Source organism: Paenibacillus sp. PSB04 (assembly GCF_025809195.1).
GTDB classification, from domain to species: Bacteria; Bacillota; Bacilli; order Paenibacillales; family Paenibacillaceae; genus Paenibacillus_AQ; species Paenibacillus_AQ favisporus.
Genome location: NZ_CP081301.1, coordinates 4,866,210 through 4,891,452 on the forward strand (window position 1 = coordinate 4,866,210; position 25,243 = coordinate 4,891,452).

Consider the following 25,243-nt stretch of genomic DNA (forward strand, 5'->3'; position numbering starts at 1 on the left):
CATATATCCACTTTAGGTGAATTAGAAGTTATTTTTTGGGGGACGGAAGTTTTACTGGCATAATAAATCTTTGAATTTGGTAAGGGCAGGATCGTTTATTTATAAGTGATCTCTACTTTTCACTTTAAAACAATAGCGTTGTTAATGGATAAATTATCTTAATCCATATCTGAAATGGAGGTTAATAAATGAGTAATAAAGCAGCTTCAAGTTATGATCAGACAGCAGAAGCAATACTAAAGTATAAAGAATTCGATGAACAAAGCCTTCTTGAGCCAATAAGTGAAGGTAAGTGGTCAGTCAAGGAAATCATTGGGCATCTATATTATTGGGATAGGTTCATTTTACGGAATCATGTCCCACATATGAATGAGGGTGCAAACTTGAACGCTTTCCCTAATCATGACTTACATAATAGAGAAGCCATCGAATACATAAGTGTTTTTACAACAACTGGTTCTTTAATAGATGAGTTTGTCCTGAATCGTAGAATGTTAATTAAAGCGATATCTGGAATCGACAGTAATGCTAAGTTCACCATTGGTTCTGGAAAACGTCAGTTTACAGTGGATAAATACTTGAAGATATTCATTGACCACGATTCTCATCACCTTAAACAAATGAATGAACGACTAAGCTAACGGGATACCACAGTTGAATAACTTACAAGTAAGAAGCTGCCGGTTGCTGATTGGCAGCTTCATTTTTGAGGTATCACATGATCCTGATGTATTTGCCATGCAGAAGTAAAAAACATTTTTGAGGGTGAGGATAATCCGAAAAATGAACCAGCAGCATTAAAGTAAGAAAACAAGAGTAAGCGAACGATAAGATTGTTTTACCTGGAAACGATTATTTATATTGTGTTAATCTGGCTAGTAGTGAACTCAATATAGAGAGGGGGATGTTACTTGAAAAGAAGCGTATTATATATAGAAGATAATGAGAAGATAGGCAGTTTGGTGAAAGAGGAATTGGAAAAACGAGGATTTTCAGTTCAGTGGCTGCTTTCCGGTGAAGGAGCCGAGAAAGAAGTAAATCAGCATGAGATCGTTATATTGGATATCATGTTACCTGGTTTAGATGGTTTTACTGTGGGAAAACGATTAAAAAAAGCAGCTCCTGCTGTTCCTATTTTGCTGTTATCCGCTCGAACATCGATCGATGATAAGGTAGATGGCTTACAATTTGCTGATGACTATTTAACGAAACCATTCCATACGGATGAATTAGTTGCAAGATTGGAAGTATTAATCCGTCGAAGTGGTGTCACACATTCCGAACGCATTTTATTAGGAAATCATATTGAAGTAGATCCGGAAGGCCAAATGGTATTTGACAAACGCACAGGTGAAGAAATTATATTGACGGGGAAACAACATCAAATTTTAATGTATTTCTTACGCCATCCTAATCAAGTTTTACCTAAAGAACAAATTTATGAAGCAATTTGGCAAGAAGCTTATATAACGGGTGATAAAACAGTAATGGTGCATATCCGTCGGCTACGTCAAAAGTTGGAACGTAATCCAGATTCCCCAGAGATTATCGAAACGTTGAAGGGAATAGGCTACCGGGTGAAACTATGAAACAGAACAGATCATTATTTCGTCGGTTTCTAAAAGTACATTTTCTATTTATCTTTCTTCCTCCGATAATGCTGATTTTCATCAGTGCGTTTTTTGGGGTTTCAAATACACATGAAAAAAATGTGAATACGTTAAATCTGTTTTACATTTCCGTGCTATTGTTTGGTTTTATTATGGTCGCATTTGTTATATTATCTTGGCTGTTCTTCTTGAAACTTCAAAAACGTCTCGCTCACTTACAGGAAGTCATGTCATCTTCAGCTAAAAATAACTCATTTCCTAAACCCATATCTGTTCAAGCGGCTCGTATGGATGAGATAGACCAGTTAGGAAGTTCTTTTAATTGGATGATTCAGCGGCTTGAAGACAGTCGTAAGCGGGAATATGAAGAGGAGTTATTACGACATCGACTCATTGCGAATTTATCTCACGATTTACGAACACCACTTACTATTTTGAGAGGACACGTCACCAGATTAAATAAAGAATCTATAAATTTAGAAGGACAGAATTCATTAACAGAGATAAATCATACGATTACTAGAGTCGGAGATCTAATGGATGATTTATTTTCCTACACATTGCTTACATCAGGGAAACATCCTTTTCAATCCACTTCAACAGATATTGGACGTTTAGTAAGAGCATCTGTTGCTGCGTGGTATCCTCTATTTGAAGAAAAAGAAATTCAGCTCGATGTTGATTTACCGACAGAGGAGACTTTTTATTGGGAAGCAGATCCTAAATGGATGACACGAATTCTGGATAATTTATTTCAGAATATTATTCGCCATGCAGCAGAGGGAAAATATATAAACATTGTGGTTGATGTAGAAAAAGAACAGATTATTGTTGCAGACAGAGGTCCAGGTATGGATAACTCATCCTACGAGGGCGGAGCGGGGATTGGTTTATCGACTTCAAATTATATGTTAAAAAAAATGAAGCTGAAAGCTGATTTTACATCCAATGAAAATGGAACAAGAGTAGCTATTGGCAGAGCTTAACCTAGAGTTAACCCAGAAGTAAACAGCATGATAACCGAGATGTAACCTTGCTTCTTTATAATTGGACCATAACAGAAAGGAAGTGTTATGGTTGCTTATCATTAATAACTTAGTCAAACATCGCGGAACTCAAGAAATCTTATCAGGTATCAGTTTTAAAGCTAGACCAGGTAGAGTAACGGGTTTTTTAGGTCCAAACGGGGCAGGTAAAAGTTCTACACTACGGATCCTGCTTGGGTTAGATCGTGCCACCTCAGGAAATGCACTAATTGATGGGAAGCCATTCGCAGAGTTACATAATCCTCTAACAACAATAGGTGCCGCACTTGATGGATCTGGAGCTCATCGTATGCGAACAGGACGGGCGCACTTGCGTTGGATGGCACATGCCGCAGGATTGTCTCGCTCACGTGTTGAAGAAGTGCTGGATATAGTAGGTCTTACGAATGCAGCCGGTAAAAGAGTCGGGAAGTATTCCCTCGGTATGGGGAGAAGACTTGGGATGGCAGCTGCACTGCTTGGCGATCCCAAAATATTGGTTTTAGATGAGCCCGTAAACGGCCTCGACCCGGAAGGAATTCGCTGGATTCGGACATTTTTACGTGAACGTGCTGCGTCTGGTAATACGGTGTTACTATCCAGTCATCTTATGGGAGAGCTTGCAGAGACTGTTGATGATGTGGTGATTATTCATCACGGAAAAATCGTTGCAGATGGAACATTGGAAGAAGTAATAGGTAACCATTCCACGCTAGAGGAAGCCTTTTTTGCCCTGACATCTGGACTTGCAGGTGATGTTGTATGAGAGCGTTCAACGCGGAATTATCTAAATTGTTCTCCCTGCCGGGCATTTGGCTTGCCTTTCTTATTGGAGCAGTAGCCCCAGCGGTCATTGCTGCTTTGGATAGTACCGCACAAAAAGAAGAGATTATAACTGGAGTTGGCACACGGCTATCGGAAGTTGGCTACATTGGATTAGGTCTTGGTGTACAAGGCGTCATTATTCTCGGTGTGCTTGCCGTCAGCAGCGAGTATTTGGCAGAGGGCAATGAATCCGGCGGAGGACAGCAGATTACAACAAGTTTAACGGTTGTTTCATCAAGGATTCATTTTTTGTTGGCAAAAGCAGGCGCTGTGACAGTGATCAGCATATTGCTTAGTGTTGTGGCTATTATGACAACGGTGTCTGCTACGCATCTTGTTCTTGGCGAGTACACCCCTGCATTTGAATGGCCTAAACTGCTCGGTGCAGTTTGTTACTGGGCATTCACTGCTCTTTTAGCATTTGGGATTACTGTTCTAACAAAGCATGGCATGATCCCGCTTGCTGTGCTCATCATAAATACATCCTTTGTATCATTCAGCTTCCTTCTTTCTAAGGTTATAAAGTTGGCGTTATACTTACCGGATCGGGCCGGCTTTGAAATGTTTATGTTTCTGAGCAATAGATTTCTCACCCCGTTCACAGGCGGTTTAGTCATGTTTGCCTGGGTCGTCGTTCTTTTCATTGCTGCAGCTATCGTATTCCATAAAAGGGACGTTGCATCATGAGTTTCCCTTCGAGTAAAGAGATAACACGAATCCTAGGCGCTGAACTGGATAAATTAGTTACACTACCTTCAATATGGCTCACTCTTACAGGTACATTCATTCTTAATTTACTGTTAGCTGCAGCTTTTACTTCTGTTGGTCTACAAGGGGCAGCAGGAACGCAAAGTATACTGAATATAGGACTTGCTTCTATGAGATATCTTCAAGCAGGGTTCATTATTCTTGGTATACTAGCTACTTGTTCGGAGTACACTGGTGGACAGATTCGAACTACTTTAGCTACGATACCTTGGCGGGGGGTTCAATTATCCACGAAGCATTTCGCATTGGCAATTATAACCATTCCTGCGGCATTTATTATGGCTGCTTCAGGTGTTCTATATACTTTTACGATGATGAGAGACACAGCAGTAGTGATTGAAATAGACACGATGATAAAAATACTATTAGGTGCAACAGGTTATCTAACATGTACCACACTTCTTAGTGCAGCTATAGGTGCTTTATTTAGAAGAACCACTCCTGCTTTAGTTGTGCTGCTTGGTTATTATTTCGTTGTCAGTCCATTGACGAGAGATTTTCCTACTATTAGAAATTACTTTCCAGATACAGCAGGATATTATATGTATATGCCGCCTTCCACTGATGAAATAAATTACCTTACACCCATGCAAGGGGCAGGTATTTCAATGTTATGGACACTGATCTTGATTACAGTAGCTATTGTACTTTTCCGTAAACGAGATGCCTAAGTTTTAGGTTCTCAATTTGACAGAAAAATGAGTCAAATCGCGGGTTTGCTTTAGTGATGACGGGAAATCCTGCACCTTTAAAGTTATGGAGAAAATCGGAATGAAGTATGAAGGGATCCTGAGTAACCGCTACGAGTGACGATTGAGTTAACCGGAACCGCTAGCTCACTGAAAACATCTGGAGGTTGCTGGCTTTTTGGTCGGCTGCACATCGCTCCCTTTAATCGAACATACATTTTGTGTATATTTAACACACACCAATCAAAGGAGGGTAAATATGAGATCAATTGATTTAACAGGAGTTTCCTTCAACAAGTAATAGTTAGAGGTGTAGAAAATCAATGAATGTATCTTTAAAAGGAACAAAAATGGTATTTGTATTACTCATTTTGTTAGTAACGATTACAGGATGCACGACCAAAAATCCTATATCTCCAGATGAAAATCAATCTCTATCTAATCAACCTCAAGATACGAAACCTATAGAAGATGCTGTAAATGAAACACCAGTTGCCGAAGTGAAGAACATACCAACTAACAAACCGATTGATTATGATCCTGCCTGGCCAGATCAAACGGTACGCTCTTCTAGCGGGCATCTTGTGAACAGTTGCGTTCCAGAAGAGCTACGCGATAAAGCCACTACGTTGACAACTAGCGATGGGGTGCATCTGTCTGCACTTGTGCTTGGCAGCGGAGATAAAGGAGTCCTGCTTGCACACGAGCAAGGCTATAACATTTGCTCTTTTCTTGACATGGGAACAGAGCTGGCTGATAGTGGATATCTCGTTGTTATTCCTGAATATCGTAATCATGGTGCCTCACAGAATATTCCGGAGGATAATCAGAATATAGATCGTGATGCAGATGCTGCCTTAAGCGAACTCAAACGATTGGGTGCAAAAAGAGTGTTTTTGGCAGGAGCATCATGTGGCGGCAGTACAGCAATCATTGCAGGCGTTCGTCAAGCGCTGCCTATTGAGGGGCTGATTATTCTCTCTTCTCCTGCACAATGTGGACCACTTGATGCCATTCCAAGCGTGGAGAAGATTAAAGCACCATCCGTGTTTGTTTTTTCACCTGGCGATTATGGAGGCTCCATTGAAAAAGAAGTGCGCAAATTATATCAAGCATCCGGAGCAACGGATAAAGAGCTGATTGTGGATGAGAGTGGCTATCACGGAACAGATATGTACCACAGGGGAGAGCACGGTGATGTATTAAAGTCCAAGCTTATTGACTTTGTTAAGAAGGTATTTAATTAAAGTAAATCGGGGCGTAGTGTTGTAAGACGACAAAGAACATACATGATTAAAAGCCGCGTAAAAGCGGCTTTTTTGTTTTAACGGTAGATTTATGATGCTTGTAGGGCTAATCCGTAATGTCTCCGCACCAGCGAGTGATACCTTCATTTATTTTTTGCATTGGATTCGCCTCAGATAGAGAAATCGCCCAGGCAATATGTCCATCCGGACGAATAAGTGCCGTGTGGACGTCGTTCCAATCCGCGTCTGCCTCAGCCAAAGATGCATGTAATACTTGAAGGTTGCTATACGTTTCCCATTGGCCGCTAATCTGTTCATTAGAATGGAACTGCAGCAGAATAAAAGTACCTTTGTTCAGGAGCGGATAGGAGTTAATCAATTGCCCGTCTTTCAGTTGTAAGCGGAGATCTTTGAACCGTTTCCCGTTTAAAGGATGGGAAGGCGCTTCGGCGTCGGGTGCATAATGTACATCCATGGCGGAAATCTGTGCAGCGATTTGATAATTAGCCTCCGGTATTTGAATCAGATCAGCCAGCATGCTTCGCAGTTCCGTGATGGGAGGAGTCACGTCCAGAAGCAGGGTTTGGACCTCGGTATTCCGGAGCAAGGCCGTATTCCATGGAAAACGTTCGGTATGATAACTGTCCAATAGCCATTCCGGAGCCCAGCCTTTGATGGCTCCTGCAAGCTTCCAGCCTAAGTTCATCGCTTCTTGTAAGCCGACGTTCATTCCCTGTCCACCAGCCGGAAAATGAATGTGCGCCGAATCTCCCGCTAAGAACAATCGACCATTCCGATAGCGTCCCGCCTGCCGCGTCGCATTTCCGAAACGGGACATCCATTTTACATCGTTCAATCCCAGGTCGCTTCCGGTCGTACGGATGAGTGATGAACGAAACTCTTCCAGTGTAACCTTCTCATCCTTAGAGATGTTGCGTCTCTCCATATCGATAATCAAGACCCGATAGATACGATCATTGATCGGCATGATGCTGACCAAACCTTTTTCTGTAATTCGGGATATAACACTCATAGGAGCCAAATCAGATAGAACGGCATCTCCCAGAATAGCCGTAAAGGTCGCATCTGTACCTTCAAAGGATATATTTGCAGATTTGCGAACCAAACTTCTGGCTCCATCCGTACCAACCACATAAGCTGATCTTAACGTTGTTTCTCCATGAGGTCCGGCGATCTTAACGTCGACCCCATCCTCATCCTGATGCACAGATAGAGCCTCAAACCCTCTCCAGACCTCTGCGCCAAGGCTAAGAGCCCATTCCTCCAGCACCTTCTCCGTCTCACTCTGCGGTAAAAAGAGAGTGTGATTGGAAGAAGAATCCAGCACAGAGAAATCCAAAGGAGTTTCTAATCCGGCAAAATGTCCTCTCGAAAGTAAGCGGCCTTTACTGATTAATTGTGATTTCACTCCACGCATATCTAATATTTCAAGGGTTCGTGGATGTACGGTAAGCGCACGTGAATACGGGGTTGTCTCTTTTAATCGCTCAATGACGCAGACCTTTACACCGGCTAATGCCAATTCTCCAGCTAACATCATGCCGACAGGTCCGCCACCGATAAGGATGACTTCATATTTCATATCAATAACCTCTTTTCTTAAACATTATGGGAAGATTACGATAGCGTCTATTTCGATAAGCCATTCAGGATCGGCTAATGCTTGAACGCCTATATAGGTACTTGCTGTCTTCGGCCAGTTAGAGCCAAACACATGAAATCCGGCGTCAAAAATAATCGAAATCAATTCCGGGTGGTGGTTTACCACAAAAATGCTCATTTTTGCAATGTACAATGGATCCGCTCGCACGGCTTCCAATGCATATTTAAGATTGGTGAACACTTGAATCGCTTGCGCGTAATAGTCCCTTGAACCGACCAATGCGCCTGTTTCATCTACAGCAACCTGACCTGAGATGAAGGCCAGTTTAGAGGCAGTAGTTACCACGACATGGGAAATGACAGATGTAACTTGATCCGTCAATGTCTTGGGATTCACGATTTCCATAGGCAGGCATGAACCTCCTTCATTAATTATTGTTTCACTTGAATCTTTTTCGATACTTATAAAACAGGGTGTTATAAAATTTATGTATAATTTATGTTTCATATGAAACAAAATAATTGTACGCGGTCACTCTTTATCCTGTCAACCCCAATTTCAATATGCGAGTAAGTCTATATTTCTCTGGAAACAATCTGTGATGTGATGTGGCAAATAAGTCGAGGAGCCATTGTGAAGGACTTCCTAAAATGCTTGTCGAATGTGTTCCTATTCGAGCCCTTCTGAAGAGGTGTGGAGACCAATGCTTAGTCAACCATCGGACAAGGATCTAGAAAAGTACTTCCAAGATATTGAGGAAATATTACGAGAGCAGCAAGGTATGACCTTCAAATTTATTAATGAAGATGGGCGGTTTGTTCATACTTATTGTGCTGGACAATTAATGTCCAAAATGGGTTTGGATGAAACAGATGTCGTTGGGAAAGAACTTAAGGACTTTCTCCCCGCTGGGAAAGCGGCAGCCAAGGAATGGCACTATGTTAAAGCCTGGGAAGGAAATGAAGGAGTCACGTATGAAGGGGAATCGAAAGGCATCTATTATTTAGCATCGCTGAGGCCAATTCGACGAAATGGTAAGGTCATTGAGGTTATTGCCTCATGTGTGGATATTACGGAACGGAAAAAGGCGGAACAAGAGCTGGAAAAAACTAAGAAATTGCTGGAATCGATCATTGATGACTCGGCAGATGGGATTTGTATCATAGATACTGGGGGGAACGTAGTACGTGTAAACCATTCATTTGAATTGTTATATGGTTGGTCAGAAGATGAGTTGGTTGGTAGGCAGTTGCCCATTGTCCCGCCGGAGATGGAAGATGAATACAAATCCATTACCCAAGAAATCCAAGGTGATATGCTGGCAAAGACTTTTGAGACGGTTCGGCAGAATAAAGCCGGAGAGTTAGTGCATGTTTCTATAACCCTTTCTCCAATTAAAAATGGCTATGGCGAAATTATTGCATTGACAGGCATTACCCGGGATATCTCAGAGCGAATAAAATCTGAAGAATTTTTCCGGAAAGCAGATAAATTAAATGTTGTTGGACAATTGGCCGCAGGGCTAGCACACGAAATCCGTAATCCTTTAACATCACTAAAGGGATTTCTTCAGCTTATGAAGGAATCTGATAAGAGAAGAGTTGAGCACTGTGAGATTATGCTATCTGAGGTCGACCGGATGAATAGTATTATCAATGAGCTATTGATATTCTCCAAGCCGCAGCCGAAGGTTTTAAAAAGGAACGATATAGTTACCCTTTTGTATAGTGTAATAAATTTATTAGAAGCCCAAGCTACAATGAATGGGGTTCAAGTTTACATAGAAATACATGGAGATCTTCCTCCAATTTGTTGTTCGGAAGTGGATATTAAACAAGTGTTCGTCAATGTATTAAAAAATGCAATTGAGGCAACTCCGAATGGTGGCAAAATTCAGATCGTCGCCTTTGAGCAATTGAATGAGCTCATTATCCGTATTAAGGATGAAGGTATTGGGATACCTACTGACAACCTTCATCGGTTAGGGGAACCCTTTTATACGACAAAGGAACAGGGGACAGGGCTTGGTTTGATGATGTGCTATAAAATTATTCATGACCATAAAGGGAACTTGAGCATTCGAAGCGCCGTTAATCAAGGAACCACGGTCGATATCGAATTACCTGTTACGGACTAACTACTCTGGAATATCGATACGGTGGTTTGAGTTTAACAGTAAAAATAGTTTAAGGAAAATAGAGGCGAGAACTATAGCTGAAGTGTATTACGATAGGAGCATAAACGATTTTCTCATGTTCCCTTCTTCTCCAGCAGCGCCAATTTGTTGTCTAGCATCCGGGCGAGAAGAGACTGCGATTGTTCCAATTCTCTTTTCCTATGGTCCATTTCCTTCATCTTCTTCCGCAAAAATTCAATGGCCTTGGAGAGCTCAAGTTTGTTCTCGTCTTCTTCCTTCAAAATAACTTTGATTTCCCTTATTGTAAAACCCGCAGCCTGAACCCTTTTAATCAGTAAAAGGTGTTCGACCGCTTCCTCGGTATATTCACGATAATTATTGTCTCTGCGCTCAACGTGGCGTCTATCCAGCAATCCTTCCTTCTCGTAATAACGAATGGTCGGCGGATTTAACCCGGTCTTCTGCGCCAGCATATGAATTTTCATACTTCCTCCCGCGTAAGGCTTGACCTTCAAGTATACTTTATAGTTTATACTTTAGAGGTCTAATGGAACCTTGTCAAACCTATTAGCACAATAGTCGATCAGAAGGAGGAGCTGTGAATGAACGCTCAGAAAAAGAATTCACCGACCAGAGCTGTAGTTTTGGGGGGCGGTGGCGTGACGGGGATCGCATGGGAGGTTGGCGTCTTAGCGGGACTCCTCGAATCTGGAGTAGACCTCCATCGAGCTGACGTGATCATCGGAACGTCCGCCGGTGCCTTTGTCGGAGCAGCCTTGGCCAGTGGATACGACATGAATAATCTGTTTGCCGCCCAGTCGGAGGCGAACGCGGCCGAGTTACCGGTCGCCGCTTCCGATGAATTGAGGCAAGCGTGGTATAGGGCATTTGCCACGGGAGGAAGCGATCCGCGAAAAGTCGGGGCAGAATTCGGCCTTATCGCCAAAAATACTCCCTCTCCAGTATCGCCTGAACAGCGGCGCACCGTGGTCGAGAGTCGTCTTGTGACCAGAAAATGGCCGGCGAATCTTAAGGTGACCGCCATCGATGCCGATACCGGGCAACTTCATACTTTCGATCATCAATCGGGAGTTTCTTTGCTCGATGCCGTGTCAGCCAGCGGAGCCGTTCCGGGAATTTGGCCGCTTGTATCGATCGGTGACCGCTTATGGACCGACGGAGGAATGGTGTCTACGACCAATTCACGGCTGGCTGAAGGCTACGAACGGATCGTGATTCTTTCCCCGATGCCAAATGGTTATGGCTCCATCCCGGGAGCGGCGGAGGATGCGGCAAGCATGCGTACAAGCTCGGACGTTTATCTCATAACACCCGATGAACGCAGCATTGTAGCAATCGGCCCGAATCCGTACGACCCGGCCCGCCGCAGCGTAACAGCGACCGCAGGTCGGGAGCAGGGGTACTCTATCGCCGAAGCCGTTCTGACTATTTGGTAAGAAGCCGTTTCTTTCTGTCCTAACGGACAAGAGGGTGCAAAAGATGGCGGCGATTTCGCTCGTTCATCTTATTAATAAAGTACAGCTGACAAGGAAAGATGCTCATCTTGCGAATCCATGGAGGAATTAAGCTATTTCAAGGGCGGATTGATCCGTACGTCTTGTTTAAGGGAAATAAGAGAAACTGCACCTCATTTGGCCAAGCTAGCGTCGTCACTTTGGGCAGTAAAGTGAGGCCGCAAGAAGAACAGAAGATAAGGAAAAAAACAAGTGGATACTCGGGAACGATTGGCCGAGGTCATACGAACGTTTATCCTAATGCTACTCAAATTGAATAGGCAGGTATGCTCGGGATCACTTATGGTTAGTTGTCAGTTATTTGATTCAAACTATGGAAAAAGCCAACTCAGATGAATGAGTTGGCTTTTTCCATAGGCATGGTTTGACTACATAATCGTCAAGACATCAAGATCCAGCCGGTTTAGCTCTTAAAAAGGCTCATTACGCTAACAGGGAGGATAGTTCTACTATAATGTTTTTTTAACTATACATTGCATCCAGATTATGCTGAAATAATGAGTGAATGGGCTTAAAAATGAAAATTGTGGTTGATGGACTTGGGGGAATGGGAAATGTCTTTTATCAAAGGAATAGAATTATGCCGTCGATTTCATATCGAAATCGTTGAGCCTGTCATGACGGACAAATACTCTTTCTTGTCTTATTCATCGGCTCTAATTGGTCCCGGTAGCGAAGTGCTCGGATATGATACGGAAATGTCGACTGATCATGATTGGGTTCCCCGGGTATATCTTTTTCTTAACCAACCAGATATCGGGTATTCCGAACACATACAATCAACACTGCAAGAACGAGCTCCAGAACGGTTCTATGGCTTTCCCGTAGATATAGGGAGGAGCGTAATTACCACGGTGCCGAGGTTCATTGAAAGTTACCTGGCTGTAAACAAAATTGAAGAGTTAGAGCCAATAGATTGGCTAACCTTTCCTTCGCAGTCACTTCTCGAAATAACACAGGGGGAAGTTTATAGGGATGATAACGGTCAACTTTCCACATTACGCAAACGATTCGAATATTACCCTCACGATATTTGGTTATACCTGATGGCATCCAGTTGGCAGCGAATCGGTCAAGAAGAACATCTGATGCATCGTTCGGGTTTTATAGGGGACGAACTTGGCTCAGCTATTATTGCTTCTCGCCTTGTCCGCGATATTATAAATCTCTGTTTTCTCATGGAGCGTCAATATGCACCTTATCCAAAATGGTTTGGTACGGCATTTAAACGTTTGAAATGTTCTGATCAAATACTTCCTTATCTTTGGACTGCTCAAACGGCAGTTACATGGAGAGAACGCGAGTGTGCTTTGAATAATGCTTACAAGCATCTATCACATATGCACAACGGACTAAAGATCACTGAAAAGATTCCTGAAGAAGTTTCATACTTTTTTGATCGTCCTTTTAAAGTCATGAGGGGTGAAGATGTTGCTTGCCTCATCGCAAATCAAATTGTCGATACAGACATTCGGCAGTTATCCAAAAAACGTTTGATTGGTAACATTGACCAGATCACAGACAACACTGATTTCAGGAACATGAATAAGTGGTCTGAGGGAGAAGGAGTTAACGCAAGAAAAGCTTTGAAAAAACTATTTAAGCCCGGTTTGTAATTTAAATCCAAAAGGCTTCCACGGTGACCGTTAAGAGCCGGGATGAGGCGCTGCAGGCTGTGCTTTCCAGAATCGACCCCTGCGGCACTGTGCAAGAAGTTTTCGAATGGCACGTTGGTCGCTGATTCCATTGAATATTATAAGCAGAATAAAACTTGCCCGATGCCATACGGCCAATCGATGACGCTGCTTATGATGGTGGAGAGTTAGAAGCATGTGTAGCTGTTGTGGCTGCATTGCGGTATTGGCTGGGTGAGAATCCAACCATATTCTTAAACATTTTATTGAAGAAACTTAAGTCCTCGTAGCCGACATCCTGGGCAACTTCCATAATTTTGCGATCGGACTGCTCCAGCAGCTGCTTCGCCACTCGAATGCGTGTCTCGTTGCGGAATTCAGTAAATGTCTTGCCGATATATTGCTTAAATTTGGTTGAGAATCCGGTCTGACTCATCCGGCACATCTCGCTGACCTGAGCAAGCGTTAACGGCTGTGCGTAATGCTTGCGAATAAACTCGCTGATGTGCAGGATGACCTTCTCGTCAGACGATAATTCCTGCAGGGGGGAATGCTTCCGGTCGTGATGGCAGCGGCTCAAAAAAATAAAAAGTTCAATCAGGCGCGTCTTCGTCAAAATACGATATCCAAGCTTTTTTTCTTTGAAATCGAGAATCAAGCGATGGAGAAGGGATTCCATTTCGATCTGTTCATAAGGCTTCAATCGGAGATGCCCTTGAAAACGTACTGTCTTTCGAAGAAAGGGTTCCAAGTAGAAGAAGTCTACGAAGGAGGCGACATCGGCGAGCGGTTCCAATTCGCGCCGTAACAACTCGGGTTGAAAGAGCACGTTATATACGACCGGGAGATGCGCATGGCCCGCTCGATAAGCATGCTCCTCATCCGGCTCGATCATGAAAACGTCGCCTTCCGCAATATTGTAGTACTCTCCCTTATAGTAATGCTCTCCTTGTCCTTGGGCAACGTAAGCAAGCTCGATGAAGTCATGCGAATGGGAGGGGACGATCTCCCCCGAGCTGAATCGGTAGGGAGCGGCATGAAACAAGAAATCACGGCTTTCTAGGAACTTTCCGCTGTCCATTCGTGTCATGTGATCATCTCCAATATTTTACATAGGCCTAATCATAACTAAATTATAACGCTTTGCAGGCAAACGGGTAAGACAGAAAAGGCGGGCTAGATCGAATGACCCCGCCCGCTTTCGTGTCTATGTCTGTTTGGCGACCAAAGGAAATAAACCGCCGCCGAACGGTTTCCCTCCCTCAAGACCAGCATGGTCTGTTACTAGGTGGCTTTTGCCGCTGTAAATGGTCCCGTCCGGCATGTAAATGATTGCCAATACACGTCTTGGTTCGTCGCTTTGATTCGCGTGTGCGAAGTGGAAGGTGAGACCATGGTGGAACGTGCAGCTGCCTCGTTTCAACGGGACCTTCACCGGCTTCGTCTTCTCCAGCTCTGTTCCTTTGATCTGATCATATAAGTCCTGAGGGTCTGCTAAGTTAATCCCCCGCAGCGTGCCTACCTTATGGGAGCCAGGAACAAACATCATGCAGCCGTTATGTTCGTCGACATCATGCATTGGAATCCAGACAGACAAGGCGCCGGGTTCAGTCATCGGCCAATACGGAAAATCCTGATGCCAGGCCGTCGGCTTGGAATCCTGCGGCATCTTCCATAATCCGTGGTCATGGAAGAGGCGAATGCCGCTCGCACCGCTTAGCTTCATTGCCATCTTAGCCAGCTTCGGGTGAAATGTGTAACGGCTCATACCGCCATGATCGCGCCAAAGGTTTACTTTCTGGTTTAATACCTTGTAGTAGCTTTCGCCTTTGACAGAGGTGGCTACCGAATGATTACTTTCCTGTGACATGGCTTCCTCCAAAAACTCGGATAATTCATTCATTTCTTCTTCCGTTAGGGCATTCTCGATTTCAACGAAACCATTCTCCTGATAAAAATCAATTTTGCTTTGCGGTAACAGTACTTCCATCGCGATAACTCCTTCCAACGTATAGGGTGGTCATCTTTGATAACACATTACCAGAGGAATATGTTCTGATTCTTGGTTTTTTCTACAATACAGTAAGGTTATTTTTCAAATAGCTGTATGTGCAAGCAGAAAAAAACGCTCATTAAATGAGCGTCAACCAATCATTGATTACATCGGTTATTGATAACGAAGATTAGTTACTATCCGTTCGTTCACTTATTTTCTTATTTGCCTGCATATCTTCAAGCAGCTTGTTATATTTTTCGGTTGCCCGCTGGTATGCGTCGGATCCCAGAAATAAGCAGGTCGGTGGATTGTCGGATTCTACCAGCTCGATAAAGACTTCAGCAGCCTTTTCCGGATCACCAAGCTGCTTGCCATGATTTGCAGCAAATTGTTTAATACCTTCGTGGAGAGGAAGATAATCCGCTATTTTATAATCCGCGACAACAAGAGATTCGACTGAGTTAAACTCAGTTCTAAATCCTCCCGGCGCAACAACCGTTACATTAATGCCCATAGATCTAACATCCTGGGCTAACACATCAGACATCCCAATAATAGCCGACTTTGTGGCAGCATAAATACTCCATCCCGTGTGTGGAGCAACTCCAGCGATCGATGAAATATTAATGATGTGGCCATAGCGTTTCGCCCTCATGTAGGGTAGAACACTTTGGATCACGTAAATACTGCCAAACACATTAACTTCGAAGTTTGACATGATTTCTTGTTGTGAAAGTTCCTCAATTGCTCCTCCAATTCCGTATCCGGCGTTATTGACCGCCACATCGATTTGTCCGAAATATTCGTATGCCAATTTCACGGATTGATCAATAGACTCGAAACTTTTCAGATCCACTTGCAGTGGCAAAAAACGATCCTCGGGGACCTGGCCAACAGCTCGTTTCAGCTCCTCTAAGTTTCTTGATGTAGCAGCGACCCGGTAATTGTTACTTAACAACTTTTTTACAAGAGCAAGTCCAAGACCTTTCGAAGCTCCTGTAACATACCATACCTTTTGATCCAGCAATGATATCTCATCCTTTCATTTAAGATGTGTTTATTATGTATCAGCACCTGCTCTGACCTGTATAACAAAACTTTCAACATGATGCCTATTCTTGTCATACTATTAACAAACACAATGCTTTACTTTATATTTAAAAGCATGAGAGACAGCATATTAGAGCAGAGGTGTTCCGTGTGACCGAAATCGCTTTGCAACAACAAGAGTTAGCGGGACTCATCAAAAAGCTTACAGGAAAAGATGGGGACCATAAAACCCTGATTCCTTCACTCCATCTCATCCAAGACTCCAAAGCAATGGTCCCAATATGTAGGATTCAAAAGCCCTCCTTATGCATTGTTGCCCAAGGTGAAAAAATAATCATTCTGGGCAATGAAAGTTACAAATACGGGGTTAGCGATTATTTAGCTGTGTCTTTAGACGTGCCTATATCGGGACAGGTGATCAAACCTTCGCCGGAAGCTCCCTTTTTGTCAATCAGGCTTGATCTTGATGCAGGAGAGATTTTTGAAATCATGAAGGAGACCCATCTGTTACCAGAAAGCATAGAGTATTATCCGAAAAGTTTATTTGTTGGTAAAATGAACATTAATCTTCTTGATGCAGTGATTCGGCTAGTAAGACTATTGGATACTCCAAAAGATATTTTAGCGCTAGCACCATTAATCATTAAGGAAATCATATACAGGTTACTTACTGAAAAAGAGGGGGATTTTTTCAAGCAAATTGCTACATCTGGGAGTCATTTTGCAACGATTGCAGAGGTCGTAGAACGAATTAAAACAAACTTTAACAAACCTTTACGCATTAATGAATTAGCGCAGATCGCCAATATGAGTACTTCATCTCTGTATCGGCATTTCAAGCAAGTCACTGCTATGACACCCGTTCAATATCAGAAACAGCTGCGATTACAAGAAGGGCGGCGACTTTTAATAACTGATAAATACAACGTCGCAGATGTCGCATTTCATGTCGGCTACGAAAGTCCTTCTCAATTCAGTCGCGAATATGCCCGATTATTTGGTTGTCCTCCGTCTACCGATATTTTACGAATTCAGTCCACAACTAATTTGTCTACTAGTTAAAAGATCAGTTGGTTAAATATATTATAAGTTGTTGTATAACAAGTATTCTTCATTGGGCTAATGTAAAAGGCTTTCATCATTGATATATTGGGGAGAGGTTGACGTTCATGTTGGCTGAGCGATTTATTAATGACAATCTTGGAAAGTGTTTGCTTAACCGGGATAATTACCGACCGTTTCCTACAATCGAAGACCGAAATCAATGGAACCAGCTACCATTGAATCTTAGGTCTTTTTGGATCAATGAAGCCACAAGTAAGCTTCATTATGCATGGCCTACTATAACTGCCACTCAATATATGGATTATAGCAGAACGGGTAATCGGGTCGATTTTGACAATGCTTCGTGGAAAAGAAGAGAGGTGCTGGCTTCTTTAGTCATCGCCGAATGTTTTGAAAATCAGGGACGCTTCATGGATGATATCATAAACGGAATATGGTGTATATGTGAAGAAACATTCTGGGGGATCCCTGGCCACGGTTATATGATGAAGAGGCAGGATCCACTTCCAGACATATCGGATCAGATCATTGAATTATTTTCTGCCGAGACGGCCGCGCTGCTTGCATGGACTTATTATCTGCTGAAAACCAAATTGGATGGAATAAGCATTATGGTAAGCGAGCGTATACAGCACGAGGTGAAAAGGAGGATTCTTGATCCTTATTTACAGCGGAATGATTTTTGGTGGATGGGTTTCAATCAGGAGAAGATGCTGAACAATTGGAATTCATGGTGCAATTCAAACTGCTTAGCGGCGTTTTTGCTGTTGGAAGACGACCCCAATCGACGGGAAGCAGCGGTGGTCAAGGCGATGAGAAGCTTAGATATGTATCTACATAGACTCCCTTCAGACGGTGGTTGTGAGGAAGGTCCGAAGTATTGGATGTATGCCGGAGGAACGATTTTTGATAGTCTGGAACTGCTTCACGGCGTTTCCGGCGGTAAAATTGATGTATACCAAGAACCTCTAATTAGGCACATTGGATGTTATATTTACAAAGCTTTTATCGATGACTCGTATTTTGTCAACTTCGCTGACAGCCAGGCACAAGTCCATATACCCGCGGAACTTACATATCGATATGGACGCCGTATTGGAGATTCGAGGTTGTGTGAGATTGGAGCAAGGGCCCAGAGAATGAAGCGGGAAGAAGGGACCCGCTTAGAGTTTTCATCCATGTTTCGCCTTTTGCCGGCTTTATTTAATTATACGGAAGTAGAGCAGTATTCCGGAGAATCTCCTTATATTCGAGATGCATGGTTTGACAGCATTCAAGTCATGGTGGCACGAGAGCAGGAGGGTTCGTCCAAAGGGTTATTCCTAGCTGCCAAGGGCGGGCATAACGGTGAAAGCCATAATCACAATGACATTGGACAATTCATTGTATATTGTAATGGCTCCCCGATGATAATTGATCCCGGATTATTGACCTATACATCTAAGTCGTTTTTCTCGGAGCGGTATACCCTATGGGCGATGCAATCCGGATATCACAATCTCCCTTTGGTAAATGGCGTTCAGCAACAGGACGGAAGACAATTTAGGGCCGATGAAGTCGAGTATAACCTGAATGATAAAGTTACATCGTTATCCATGAATCTCGCGGGAGCCTACCCCGAATTCGCCGGAATAAGAAGCTGGATACGATCAGTTCATTTCTATCGTGATTTGTCCCCGAATATTGAAATCAGTGACAATTTTCTTCTAAATCAAGTGACGGATGATATCACACAGATTCTAATAACGCCTCACCCTCCTCAAACCCAAGAAAACGGGAATATTATCCTTCAAGATAAAAATTACAATAGGATAAAAATACAATATGACAGCGAAATGTATGCGTACTCAGTAGAAAAAATTTTTCTCGAGGACGAAATCATGAGAGAGATATGGGGAGATACCTTGTATCGGATGAAGCTTACAGCCATTATACCCGCCGCTCAGGGTGAGTGTGTAATCAGGATAAGCAGATAGTGGCGTTATGCTAAAATGATGAGCAGGGAACGGAGACTTTAGTTAAACAATAGAGGAGCATATCGCCGGCGGCGACTGCTCCATTTTTTATTACGCTAATACGCTTTTTGATGATCCTGAAGTGCTCATCTTCGTCAGACGCTGCCTACCAAATTGGCCAAAAGAGCCAGTCCAGAGAACAACATACCATCGATTGCCGTCGTTTGCCCTCCAAAGCCCTATCGTCAAGCAGATGGTTCCTCATAGCTTTGCAAGCCAGCATCGCGCAAAGTTCTTCCGACATAGCCCAACTCTCGACGTGCAGCGGTATCGTTGACGGTGAACTCACGCCCAATCATGCGTATCATCGAGCGTGAGATCGGCGGATCGCCGTCTTTCCGCGTGACGGCCCAGATCGTGTCGAACAGCCGGCCAATGGCAGAGGCGAGCCAGTATGGCATCGAACGCAGCTTATCGATGGACAGGCCCTGCAAGTTCGCAAGCGAGGCGACGAACTCACGGAAAGTCTGCCCTTCCTGATCTTTGATGAAGAAGGCATGGCCGCCTTCTCCGCGCTCAAGAGCGCATTGTATGGCTTCAATCACATTGTCCACATGGCAGGTAGAAAAAGGGTAATCGCCGCGGTCGATGAACGCGAACTGCCCGGATCCGACTGCTTCGGGAAGCGCTCGGCTAAACGGATCACCAGGCCCCCAGATAGCCGGTGGGCGAAGCGCGATCGTGCGAAAGCCGGGTTTGTTGGCAGCCAGAACCAATGAATCGGCCCGTGCCTTGCTCGCCAGGTAGGCCGAGAAGTGGTTCGGGAAAGTCGGCGCGCTTTCATCGGTGTCACGGATGAGCATACCGCCGTTATCCATGTGGATCCCCGCCGCGCTGATGTAGACGAATGTCTTCGCACAGGCTGACTCGGCTGCCTTCAGCAAGGCTGCGGTGCCATCGATGTTGGTACGGAAGAAGGGTTCGCGAGGCCCTGAAAAGCGGAAAAGGGCGGCCGCATGCACTACCGCATCGATCATCGGTAACACGATTGGCGTGCTGCTTTCGAGATCGGCATCGACCGGCGTCGCACCCATGGCCTTGAGTTTGGCGTGAGATGATACAGAGCGTGTGAGGGCGAATATCTGGTGACCATCCTCCACGAGCTTTGGGATCAGGCGGCCGCCGAGCAAGCCGGTGCCTCCCGTGACGAGAATTTTCATTGTGATCATCCTTTCGGTTCGGAATTCAGGATAATCCGCATGGCGCCGCCGCGGATTTGCTCAAGAACCGCAGAAGTGGGAGTTCCACCTTGCGCAGCGATCTGTAACATGAAGCAGGGATGCAGCGTCCCAGCCTTCGCACAGCGCCATCACCGAATCGGCATTATCGTATTGTGGCGTGCATCCTTCATAGAATTTTCCTTCTCTCCATCTTTTGATTGTTTATCTAGCGATCTTAGCGAAGTGCTCCAGCGTACGAACCAATTGGGCTGTATAAGACATTTCGTTATCGTACCAAGCTACGGTTTTCACCAATTGCTGGTCACCGACTGTCAGAACTTTCGTCTGCGTGGCGTCAAAGAGCGAACCGAATGTGATGCCTTTGATATCGGAAGATACAATTTCGTCTTCCGTGTAGCCGAAAGTTTCTGGATCGGAAGCTTCTTTCATAGCAGCGTTAACTTGCTCAACCGTTACCTTGGTATTCAAAACGGCAACGAGTTCAGTCACGGAACCTGTTGGTACAGGTACACGTTGAGATGCCCCATCCAGTTTGCCCTTCAGTTCCGGAAGAACCAGGCCAATGGCTTTTGCGGCACCGGTGGAGTAGGGAACGATGTTCTCGGCTGAGGCGCGCGCAGCTCGGAAATTGCCTTTTGGATCCGGAGCGTCAAGCGTGTTCTGGTTTCCCGTGTATGCGTGAACGGTCGTCATCAGCCCGGATTGGATACCAAACTTGTCGTGCAGAGCTTTAGCCATAGGGGCCAGGCAGTTGGTTGTGCAGGAAGCGCCAGAAATGACGGTTTCCGTTCCGTCCAGTGTGTCATGGTTCACGTTGTATACGATCGTTTTCATGTCGCCTGTAGCAGGGGCGGAAATGACGACTTTCTTCGCTCCGCCTTTCAGGTGAAGCTCGGCTTTTTCTTTTGTGGTGAAGAAGCCCTTACATTCGAGAACAATATCAACGCCAAGCTCACCCCAAGGAAGATCTTCAGGATTCCGCTTAGCCAAAACCTTAACCTCTTTGCCGTTTACTTTGAAGGTTCCGTCATGGACTTCAATGTCACCGTGAAAAGTGCCTTGCGTCGTATCATATTTGAGCAGATGAGCTAACATTTTAGCGTTCGTAAGGTCGTTAATCGCTACAACCTCGACGCCTTCCACATCTTGAATTCGGCGAAAAGCGAGTCGTCCGATTCGTCCAAAACCGTTTATACCTACTTTTACAGTCACTGAAAATCCCCCTATAAGTTTTATTTATTCCAACAAGCCAATGCCAGCAATGAAATAATAATGACCCAGCGCTATTTCATTCTAGAATGGCTTGCTGTATAATGCGAAAAGAGACCGATTGGTATTTTTTTATATTAGCATGATATGAGTGAATTGCAAGGACGAATTGGGTAATTCGTTTAAAACAAATGAAATAAAATACGGTTCATACGGAGGAGCTCATGAAAAAAGGGGACAGAACAAGGGAACACATCATTATGAAATCGGCTGAAATTTTTAACCAGAGAGGATATGCCGGTACATCGCTAAACGATATTATTGCCGACACAGGAATTAAGAAGGGGGGCATCTATCGACATTTTGCCAGTAAAGACGAGATCGCGCTTGAAGCCTACAATTATGCTGCCAGTATGGTCACCAGTAAATTTTCTGAAGCGGTCGATCAAGAGCAGTCTGCGTCAGGAAAGTTGGTTGCTTTTTTTCGTGTCTATGAGAACGTCGTCAGCGATCCCCCATTTATTGGCGGATGTCCCATGCAGAATACAGCTGTAGAAAGTGACGATACTCATTCGGAGCTTTGTGGTCAGGCAAGGCAAGGGATGCATACCTTCTTGGATATGATGAAAAGTATTATTCGTGACGGCATTCAAGCTGGGGAGTTTAGGGAGGATCTGGATGTGGATGCGCTAGCATCATTTACATTTTCCTTGTTGGAAGGAGGGATTTTACTCAGCAAGTTGGATGGGGATAACAAGCACATGCTAATGAATACACAAATCTTCTCATCCTATTTGCAGCAATGCTGCCTAAAGACCAGTTAATCTGGTGTACTGGCACATCGGAACGGAACTGGGCAGCTGTCTTATGCAATAGCCCAAACGGGTGGTTTTTGTATTTTTCACGGAGTTGTAAGAAAGAATTGATCTTTACTTGAACGTTTAGAGGAGAAGGTGTGACCATGATTGCAAGGCTAAACGTCGAATATATAATAAATTTTAAGTATCAGCTTTTGTAATATTTCAACTGCATTTCTCACACATTTGGGGAAATGCCAACTTACTATGTGAAAAAGTTCTCTTTTTATTCACGAAGGAGCAGAGCATAGGTTAGCCCCCGAAGGTCGTAGAGTTTTACGTCTAAACCTGATGTTTTTATTTTTCATTGTGTGTACAGGAACAGCGTGGAAGGGAGGAAGTTAAGATGGGAATCGATACGGTGCTATGGAGTAAACTCGTGACTGGAATGACACTAGGATTCCACGCTATTTTCGCGACACTTGGCGTGGGTATCCCATTAATGATTTCACTCGCCGAGTTTATCGGTATTCGTAAGAAAGATCTTCACTATATTCTAATGGCAAAGAGGTGGTCACGAGGGTTCGTTATCTCTGTTGCAGTAGGCGTAGTCACAGGAACAGCAATTTCGTTACAACTCTCCTTGGTATGGCCCAATTTTATGAAACTTGCGGGAAATGTTATTGCACTTCCATTGTTTATGGAAGTGTTCGCCTTCTTTTTTGAAGCCATTTTCCTAGGGATTTACCTGTACACGTGGGAACGGTTTAAAAACCCGATGATGCATTGGTTACTAACGATTCCTGTTGTCATCGGTGCAGGGATGTCAGCAGTATTTATCACGACGGTTAACGGATTTATGAATCAACCAGGGGGATTTACGTTTGAAGGAGGACAATTCACAGCCGTTGACCCCGTTCAAGCCATGCTGAGTACGGCAACATTCTCCAAGGTGTTTCATGTATTAAGTTCGGCCTATTTAACAGGAGCTGCTCTGCTTGCAGGTGTTGCAGCATTCGCAATACTTCGAAAAGGGGTTTCAGCATACCACAAAAAAGCCTTAAAGCTGATGATGGCTGTCGTTTTGTTGTTCAGTTTAGTAAACACATTAGCCGGAGACGTATCCGCTAAGTTTTTGGCCGAACATCAACCTGAAAAACTTGCGGCTGCCGAATGGCATTTTGAAACGGAAAGCGGCGCAGATTTGATATTGTTAGGGTGGCTTAATGCTGAGCATGAAATTATAGGAGCACTCCACCTTCCCAAATTTCTGAGTTTCTTGGCTTTTGGAGATTTCAATGCAGAAGTAACGGGCCTTAATGAATTTCCTATCGATGAACAACCATCACTCGTGGTTCATTATTTTTTCGATTTAATGGCAACCATTGGATTTTTATTCTTAGGCATTTCCTTTCTGTATTTCCTATTTGTATTTTGGAAAAAGCGTAACGAACTCAACAAGTGGATACTGCGAATGATTGCATTAGGAGCACCGCTTGCTTTTTTAGGAGTTGAACTGGGATGGTTTTACGCAGAACTCGGCAGACAACCTTGGATCATCCGAGGATATATGCGTGTAGAGGAAGCGGCTACGACATCCCCAAGCGTCAGGATCCTTTTTTTCTTTTTCCTTCTACTATACATCGTATTGGGAACCGTTAGTGTTCTTGTGCTTCGTCGCATGTTCTATAACAATCCGGCGGAAGTTGAGATGGAGACGTGGACGCAGCGTGCAAGCGACAAATCAACATTGAAGGGTGAGCACACATGATGAATTACGAATTGATTGGAATTTCCGTGCTATGGTTGTTTTTGTACGGATATATCATCATCGCTTCCATTGATTTTGGCGCAGGTTTCTTTGCCTTTTATGCTCGTTTAACCAAACAGGATCATGTCATCAATAAACTGATTTCTCGTTACTTATCGCCAGTTTGGGAAATCACGAATGTATTTTTCGTTTTTTTCTACATTGGCATCATTGGCTTTTTCCCGGAAACCTCCTATTATTATGGATCAGCCATGCTTGTCCCAGGAAGTCTTGCGGTCATTTTGCTCGCTATACGCGGTTCATTCTATGCATTTGAAAATTATGGCTCCAAACATAATATGGTTTATCTGTTTCTGTATGGAGCAACCGGAGTGCTTATTCCTGCTTCCTTGTCAGTGGCGCTGACATTATCCGAAGGCGGATTTATTTTGAAACAAGGAGAGACGGCCTCGTTGGATTACTGGGCACTCTTGAGCAGTCCACTGTCTTGGAGCATCGTTGGACTGGCTATCGTATCTGTTTTATTCATTAGCGCTGCGTTTCTCGCTTTTTACGCTTCGCGCGCTGAAGATCATGCTGCATTGAAATTGATGCGAACCTATGCGCTTTTTTGGAGCACGCCTACAATCGTTATCGCACTGACAGCATTTATTTTTTTAGGTCAACACAATGAGCGGCATTTCCAAAATATGATGGATTTATGGTGGCTTCTCGCGCTCTCCGTTGCCTTTTTCATGATTGCCATGTGGTTATTATACCGAGGAGGCCGTTACGGGATGGCGTTTATATGCATCATGCTGCAATTCTTCAGTGCTTTTTTTGCTTACGGCATTGGGCAATATCCTTACATTCTTGATCCATACATCACCATTCAAAGTAGTGTCACCTCTTCGTCTATGGGATTCGCACTGGTTGTGGCGTTTATCGGTGGTATGTGCCTCTTAGTTCCTTCATTGATCTTGGTCTTCAGGCTTTTTCTGTTTGATGCAGATTATGTGAAAGGAAACAAATAGACTAGTACATTGTTTCTTACGGGAATATTCCCTCAAGGCCACTTTCCGGAAG

General features: G+C 43.9%; 23 protein-coding genes. 15 read left to right on the forward strand and 8 right to left on the reverse strand.

The window, feature by feature from the left end; all coding sequences use genetic code 11:
- The first annotated feature begins 188 nt into the window (after positions 1–188).
- The 7 genes from K2F33_RS22550 to K2F33_RS22580 all read left to right on the forward strand — a co-directional run bounded on the left by K2F33_RS22550 (position 189) and on the right by K2F33_RS22580 (position 6,164).
- The gene (locus K2F33_RS22550) at positions 189–641 is read left to right on the forward strand and encodes a DinB family protein (protein WP_263878681.1); all 453 of its coding nucleotides are present in this window, start codon (positions 189–191) and stop codon (positions 639–641) included.
- Between the two features lie 270 nt (positions 642–911).
- Complete coding sequence (locus tag K2F33_RS22555) at positions 912–1,589, forward strand: response regulator transcription factor (RefSeq protein WP_263878682.1); 678 nt, start codon at positions 912–914, stop codon at positions 1,587–1,589.
- Positions 1,586–2,596: a sensor histidine kinase gene (locus K2F33_RS22560; protein WP_263878683.1), complete on the forward strand. Its 1,011-nt coding sequence runs from the start codon at positions 1,586–1,588 to the stop codon at positions 2,594–2,596. Before K2F33_RS22555 ends, K2F33_RS22560 begins: the two co-directional genes overlap by 4 nt.
- A gap of 91 nt (positions 2,597–2,687) precedes the next feature.
- Positions 2,688–3,401 carry an ABC transporter ATP-binding protein gene (locus tag K2F33_RS22565; protein ID WP_263878684.1) on the forward strand — a complete coding sequence of 238 codons (714 nt, stop codon included), beginning with the start codon at positions 2,688–2,690 and terminating at the stop codon, positions 3,399–3,401.
- Positions 3,398–4,147, forward strand: coding sequence for an ABC transporter permease (locus K2F33_RS22570; RefSeq protein WP_263878685.1), 750 nt, complete (start codon positions 3,398–3,400; stop codon positions 4,145–4,147). Before K2F33_RS22565 ends, K2F33_RS22570 begins: the two co-directional genes overlap by 4 nt.
- Positions 4,144–4,899: an ABC transporter permease gene (locus K2F33_RS22575; RefSeq protein WP_263878686.1), complete on the forward strand. Its 756-nt coding sequence runs from the start codon at positions 4,144–4,146 to the stop codon at positions 4,897–4,899. Before K2F33_RS22570 ends, K2F33_RS22575 begins: the two co-directional genes overlap by 4 nt.
- 341 nt (positions 4,900–5,240) lie before the next feature.
- The gene (locus tag K2F33_RS22580) at positions 5,241–6,164 is read left to right on the forward strand and encodes an alpha/beta hydrolase (protein ID WP_263878687.1); all 924 of its coding nucleotides are present in this window, start codon (positions 5,241–5,243) and stop codon (positions 6,162–6,164) included.
- 106 nt (positions 6,165–6,270) lie between these two features.
- On the opposite strand, the gene K2F33_RS22585 is transcribed toward K2F33_RS22580, so the two are convergent.
- Complete coding sequence (locus tag K2F33_RS22585) at positions 6,271–7,767, reverse strand: monooxygenase (RefSeq protein WP_263878688.1); 1,497 nt, start codon at positions 7,765–7,767, stop codon at positions 6,271–6,273.
- A 24-nt stretch (positions 7,768–7,791) separates the two neighbouring features.
- Complete coding sequence (locus tag K2F33_RS22590; protein WP_263878689.1) at positions 7,792–8,193, reverse strand: RidA family protein; 402 nt, start codon at positions 8,191–8,193, stop codon at positions 7,792–7,794.
- 298 nt (positions 8,194–8,491) lie between these two features.
- Here K2F33_RS22590 and K2F33_RS22595 point away from each other — a divergent pair, with 298 nt between their 5' ends.
- A complete protein-coding gene (locus K2F33_RS22595) occupies positions 8,492–9,925 on the forward strand; it encodes a PAS domain S-box protein (protein ID WP_263878690.1) in 1,434 nt (477 codons plus the stop codon).
- Positions 9,926–10,038: 113 nt separating this feature from the next.
- On the opposite strand, the gene K2F33_RS22600 is transcribed toward K2F33_RS22595, so the two are convergent.
- Complete coding sequence (locus K2F33_RS22600; RefSeq protein ID WP_263878691.1) at positions 10,039–10,410, reverse strand: MerR family transcriptional regulator; 372 nt, start codon at positions 10,408–10,410, stop codon at positions 10,039–10,041.
- Between the two features lie 117 nt (positions 10,411–10,527).
- On the opposite strand from K2F33_RS22600, the gene K2F33_RS22605 reads away from it, so the two are divergent.
- Both K2F33_RS22605 and K2F33_RS22610 read left to right on the forward strand, forming a co-directional pair.
- On the forward strand, positions 10,528–11,382 hold the full coding sequence (locus K2F33_RS22605; RefSeq protein WP_263878693.1) for a patatin-like phospholipase family protein: 855 nt from the start codon (positions 10,528–10,530) through the stop codon (positions 11,380–11,382).
- Positions 11,383–12,014: 632 nt separating this feature from the next.
- Positions 12,015–13,076, forward strand: a complete 1,062-nt coding sequence (locus K2F33_RS22610; RefSeq protein ID WP_263878694.1) for a DUF4037 domain-containing protein — start codon at positions 12,015–12,017, stop codon at positions 13,074–13,076.
- A gap of 190 nt (positions 13,077–13,266) precedes the next feature.
- On the opposite strand, the gene K2F33_RS22615 is transcribed toward K2F33_RS22610, so the two are convergent.
- The 3 genes from K2F33_RS22615 to K2F33_RS22625 form a co-directional block, all read right to left on the reverse strand.
- A complete protein-coding gene (locus K2F33_RS22615) occupies positions 13,267–14,184 on the reverse strand; it encodes an AraC family transcriptional regulator (protein WP_263878695.1) in 918 nt (305 codons plus the stop codon).
- A 117-nt stretch (positions 14,185–14,301) separates the two neighbouring features.
- Positions 14,302–15,084: a phytanoyl-CoA dioxygenase family protein gene (locus K2F33_RS22620; RefSeq protein WP_212983900.1), complete on the reverse strand. Its 783-nt coding sequence runs from the start codon at positions 15,082–15,084 to the stop codon at positions 14,302–14,304.
- A gap of 193 nt (positions 15,085–15,277) precedes the next feature.
- Positions 15,278–16,117 (reverse strand): SDR family NAD(P)-dependent oxidoreductase, encoded by an 840-nt coding sequence (locus K2F33_RS22625; RefSeq protein ID WP_263878696.1) that lies wholly within the window; start codon positions 16,115–16,117, stop codon positions 15,278–15,280.
- A gap of 173 nt (positions 16,118–16,290) precedes the next feature.
- On the opposite strand from K2F33_RS22625, the gene K2F33_RS22630 reads away from it, so the two are divergent.
- Positions 16,291–17,202 carry an AraC family transcriptional regulator gene (locus K2F33_RS22630; protein ID WP_263878697.1) on the forward strand — a complete coding sequence of 304 codons (912 nt, stop codon included), beginning with the start codon at positions 16,291–16,293 and terminating at the stop codon, positions 17,200–17,202.
- A gap of 107 nt (positions 17,203–17,309) precedes the next feature.
- Positions 17,310–19,181: a heparinase II/III-family protein gene (locus tag K2F33_RS22635; RefSeq protein WP_263878698.1), complete on the forward strand. Its 1,872-nt coding sequence runs from the start codon at positions 17,310–17,312 to the stop codon at positions 19,179–19,181.
- A gap of 224 nt (positions 19,182–19,405) precedes the next feature.
- Here K2F33_RS22635 and K2F33_RS22640 read toward each other — a convergent pair whose 3' ends face one another.
- Together K2F33_RS22640 and gap are read right to left on the reverse strand one after the other, a co-directional pair.
- Positions 19,406–20,380 carry an NAD-dependent epimerase/dehydratase family protein gene (locus K2F33_RS22640; RefSeq protein WP_263878699.1) on the reverse strand — a complete coding sequence of 325 codons (975 nt, stop codon included), beginning with the start codon at positions 20,378–20,380 and terminating at the stop codon, positions 19,406–19,408.
- Positions 20,381–20,602: 222 nt separating this feature from the next.
- On the reverse strand, positions 20,603–21,613 hold the full coding sequence (gene gap, locus K2F33_RS22645; protein WP_263878700.1) for a type I glyceraldehyde-3-phosphate dehydrogenase: 1,011 nt from the start codon (positions 21,611–21,613) through the stop codon (positions 20,603–20,605).
- A 221-nt stretch (positions 21,614–21,834) separates the two neighbouring features.
- Here gap and K2F33_RS22650 point away from each other — a divergent pair, with 221 nt between their 5' ends.
- From K2F33_RS22650 to K2F33_RS22660, 3 genes are all read left to right on the forward strand, one after another.
- Entirely contained in the window at positions 21,835–22,434 is a 600-nt protein-coding gene (locus K2F33_RS22650; RefSeq protein ID WP_263878701.1) for a TetR/AcrR family transcriptional regulator, read from the forward strand.
- Between the two features lie 379 nt (positions 22,435–22,813).
- Positions 22,814–24,178: a cytochrome ubiquinol oxidase subunit I gene (locus K2F33_RS22655; RefSeq protein ID WP_263878702.1), complete on the forward strand. Its 1,365-nt coding sequence runs from the start codon at positions 22,814–22,816 to the stop codon at positions 24,176–24,178.
- Positions 24,175–25,191 carry a cytochrome d ubiquinol oxidase subunit II gene (locus K2F33_RS22660; protein WP_263878703.1) on the forward strand — a complete coding sequence of 339 codons (1,017 nt, stop codon included), beginning with the start codon at positions 24,175–24,177 and terminating at the stop codon, positions 25,189–25,191. The genes K2F33_RS22655 and K2F33_RS22660 overlap by 4 nt, the downstream gene beginning before the upstream one ends.
- The last annotated feature ends 52 nt before the right edge of the window (positions 25,192–25,243 follow it).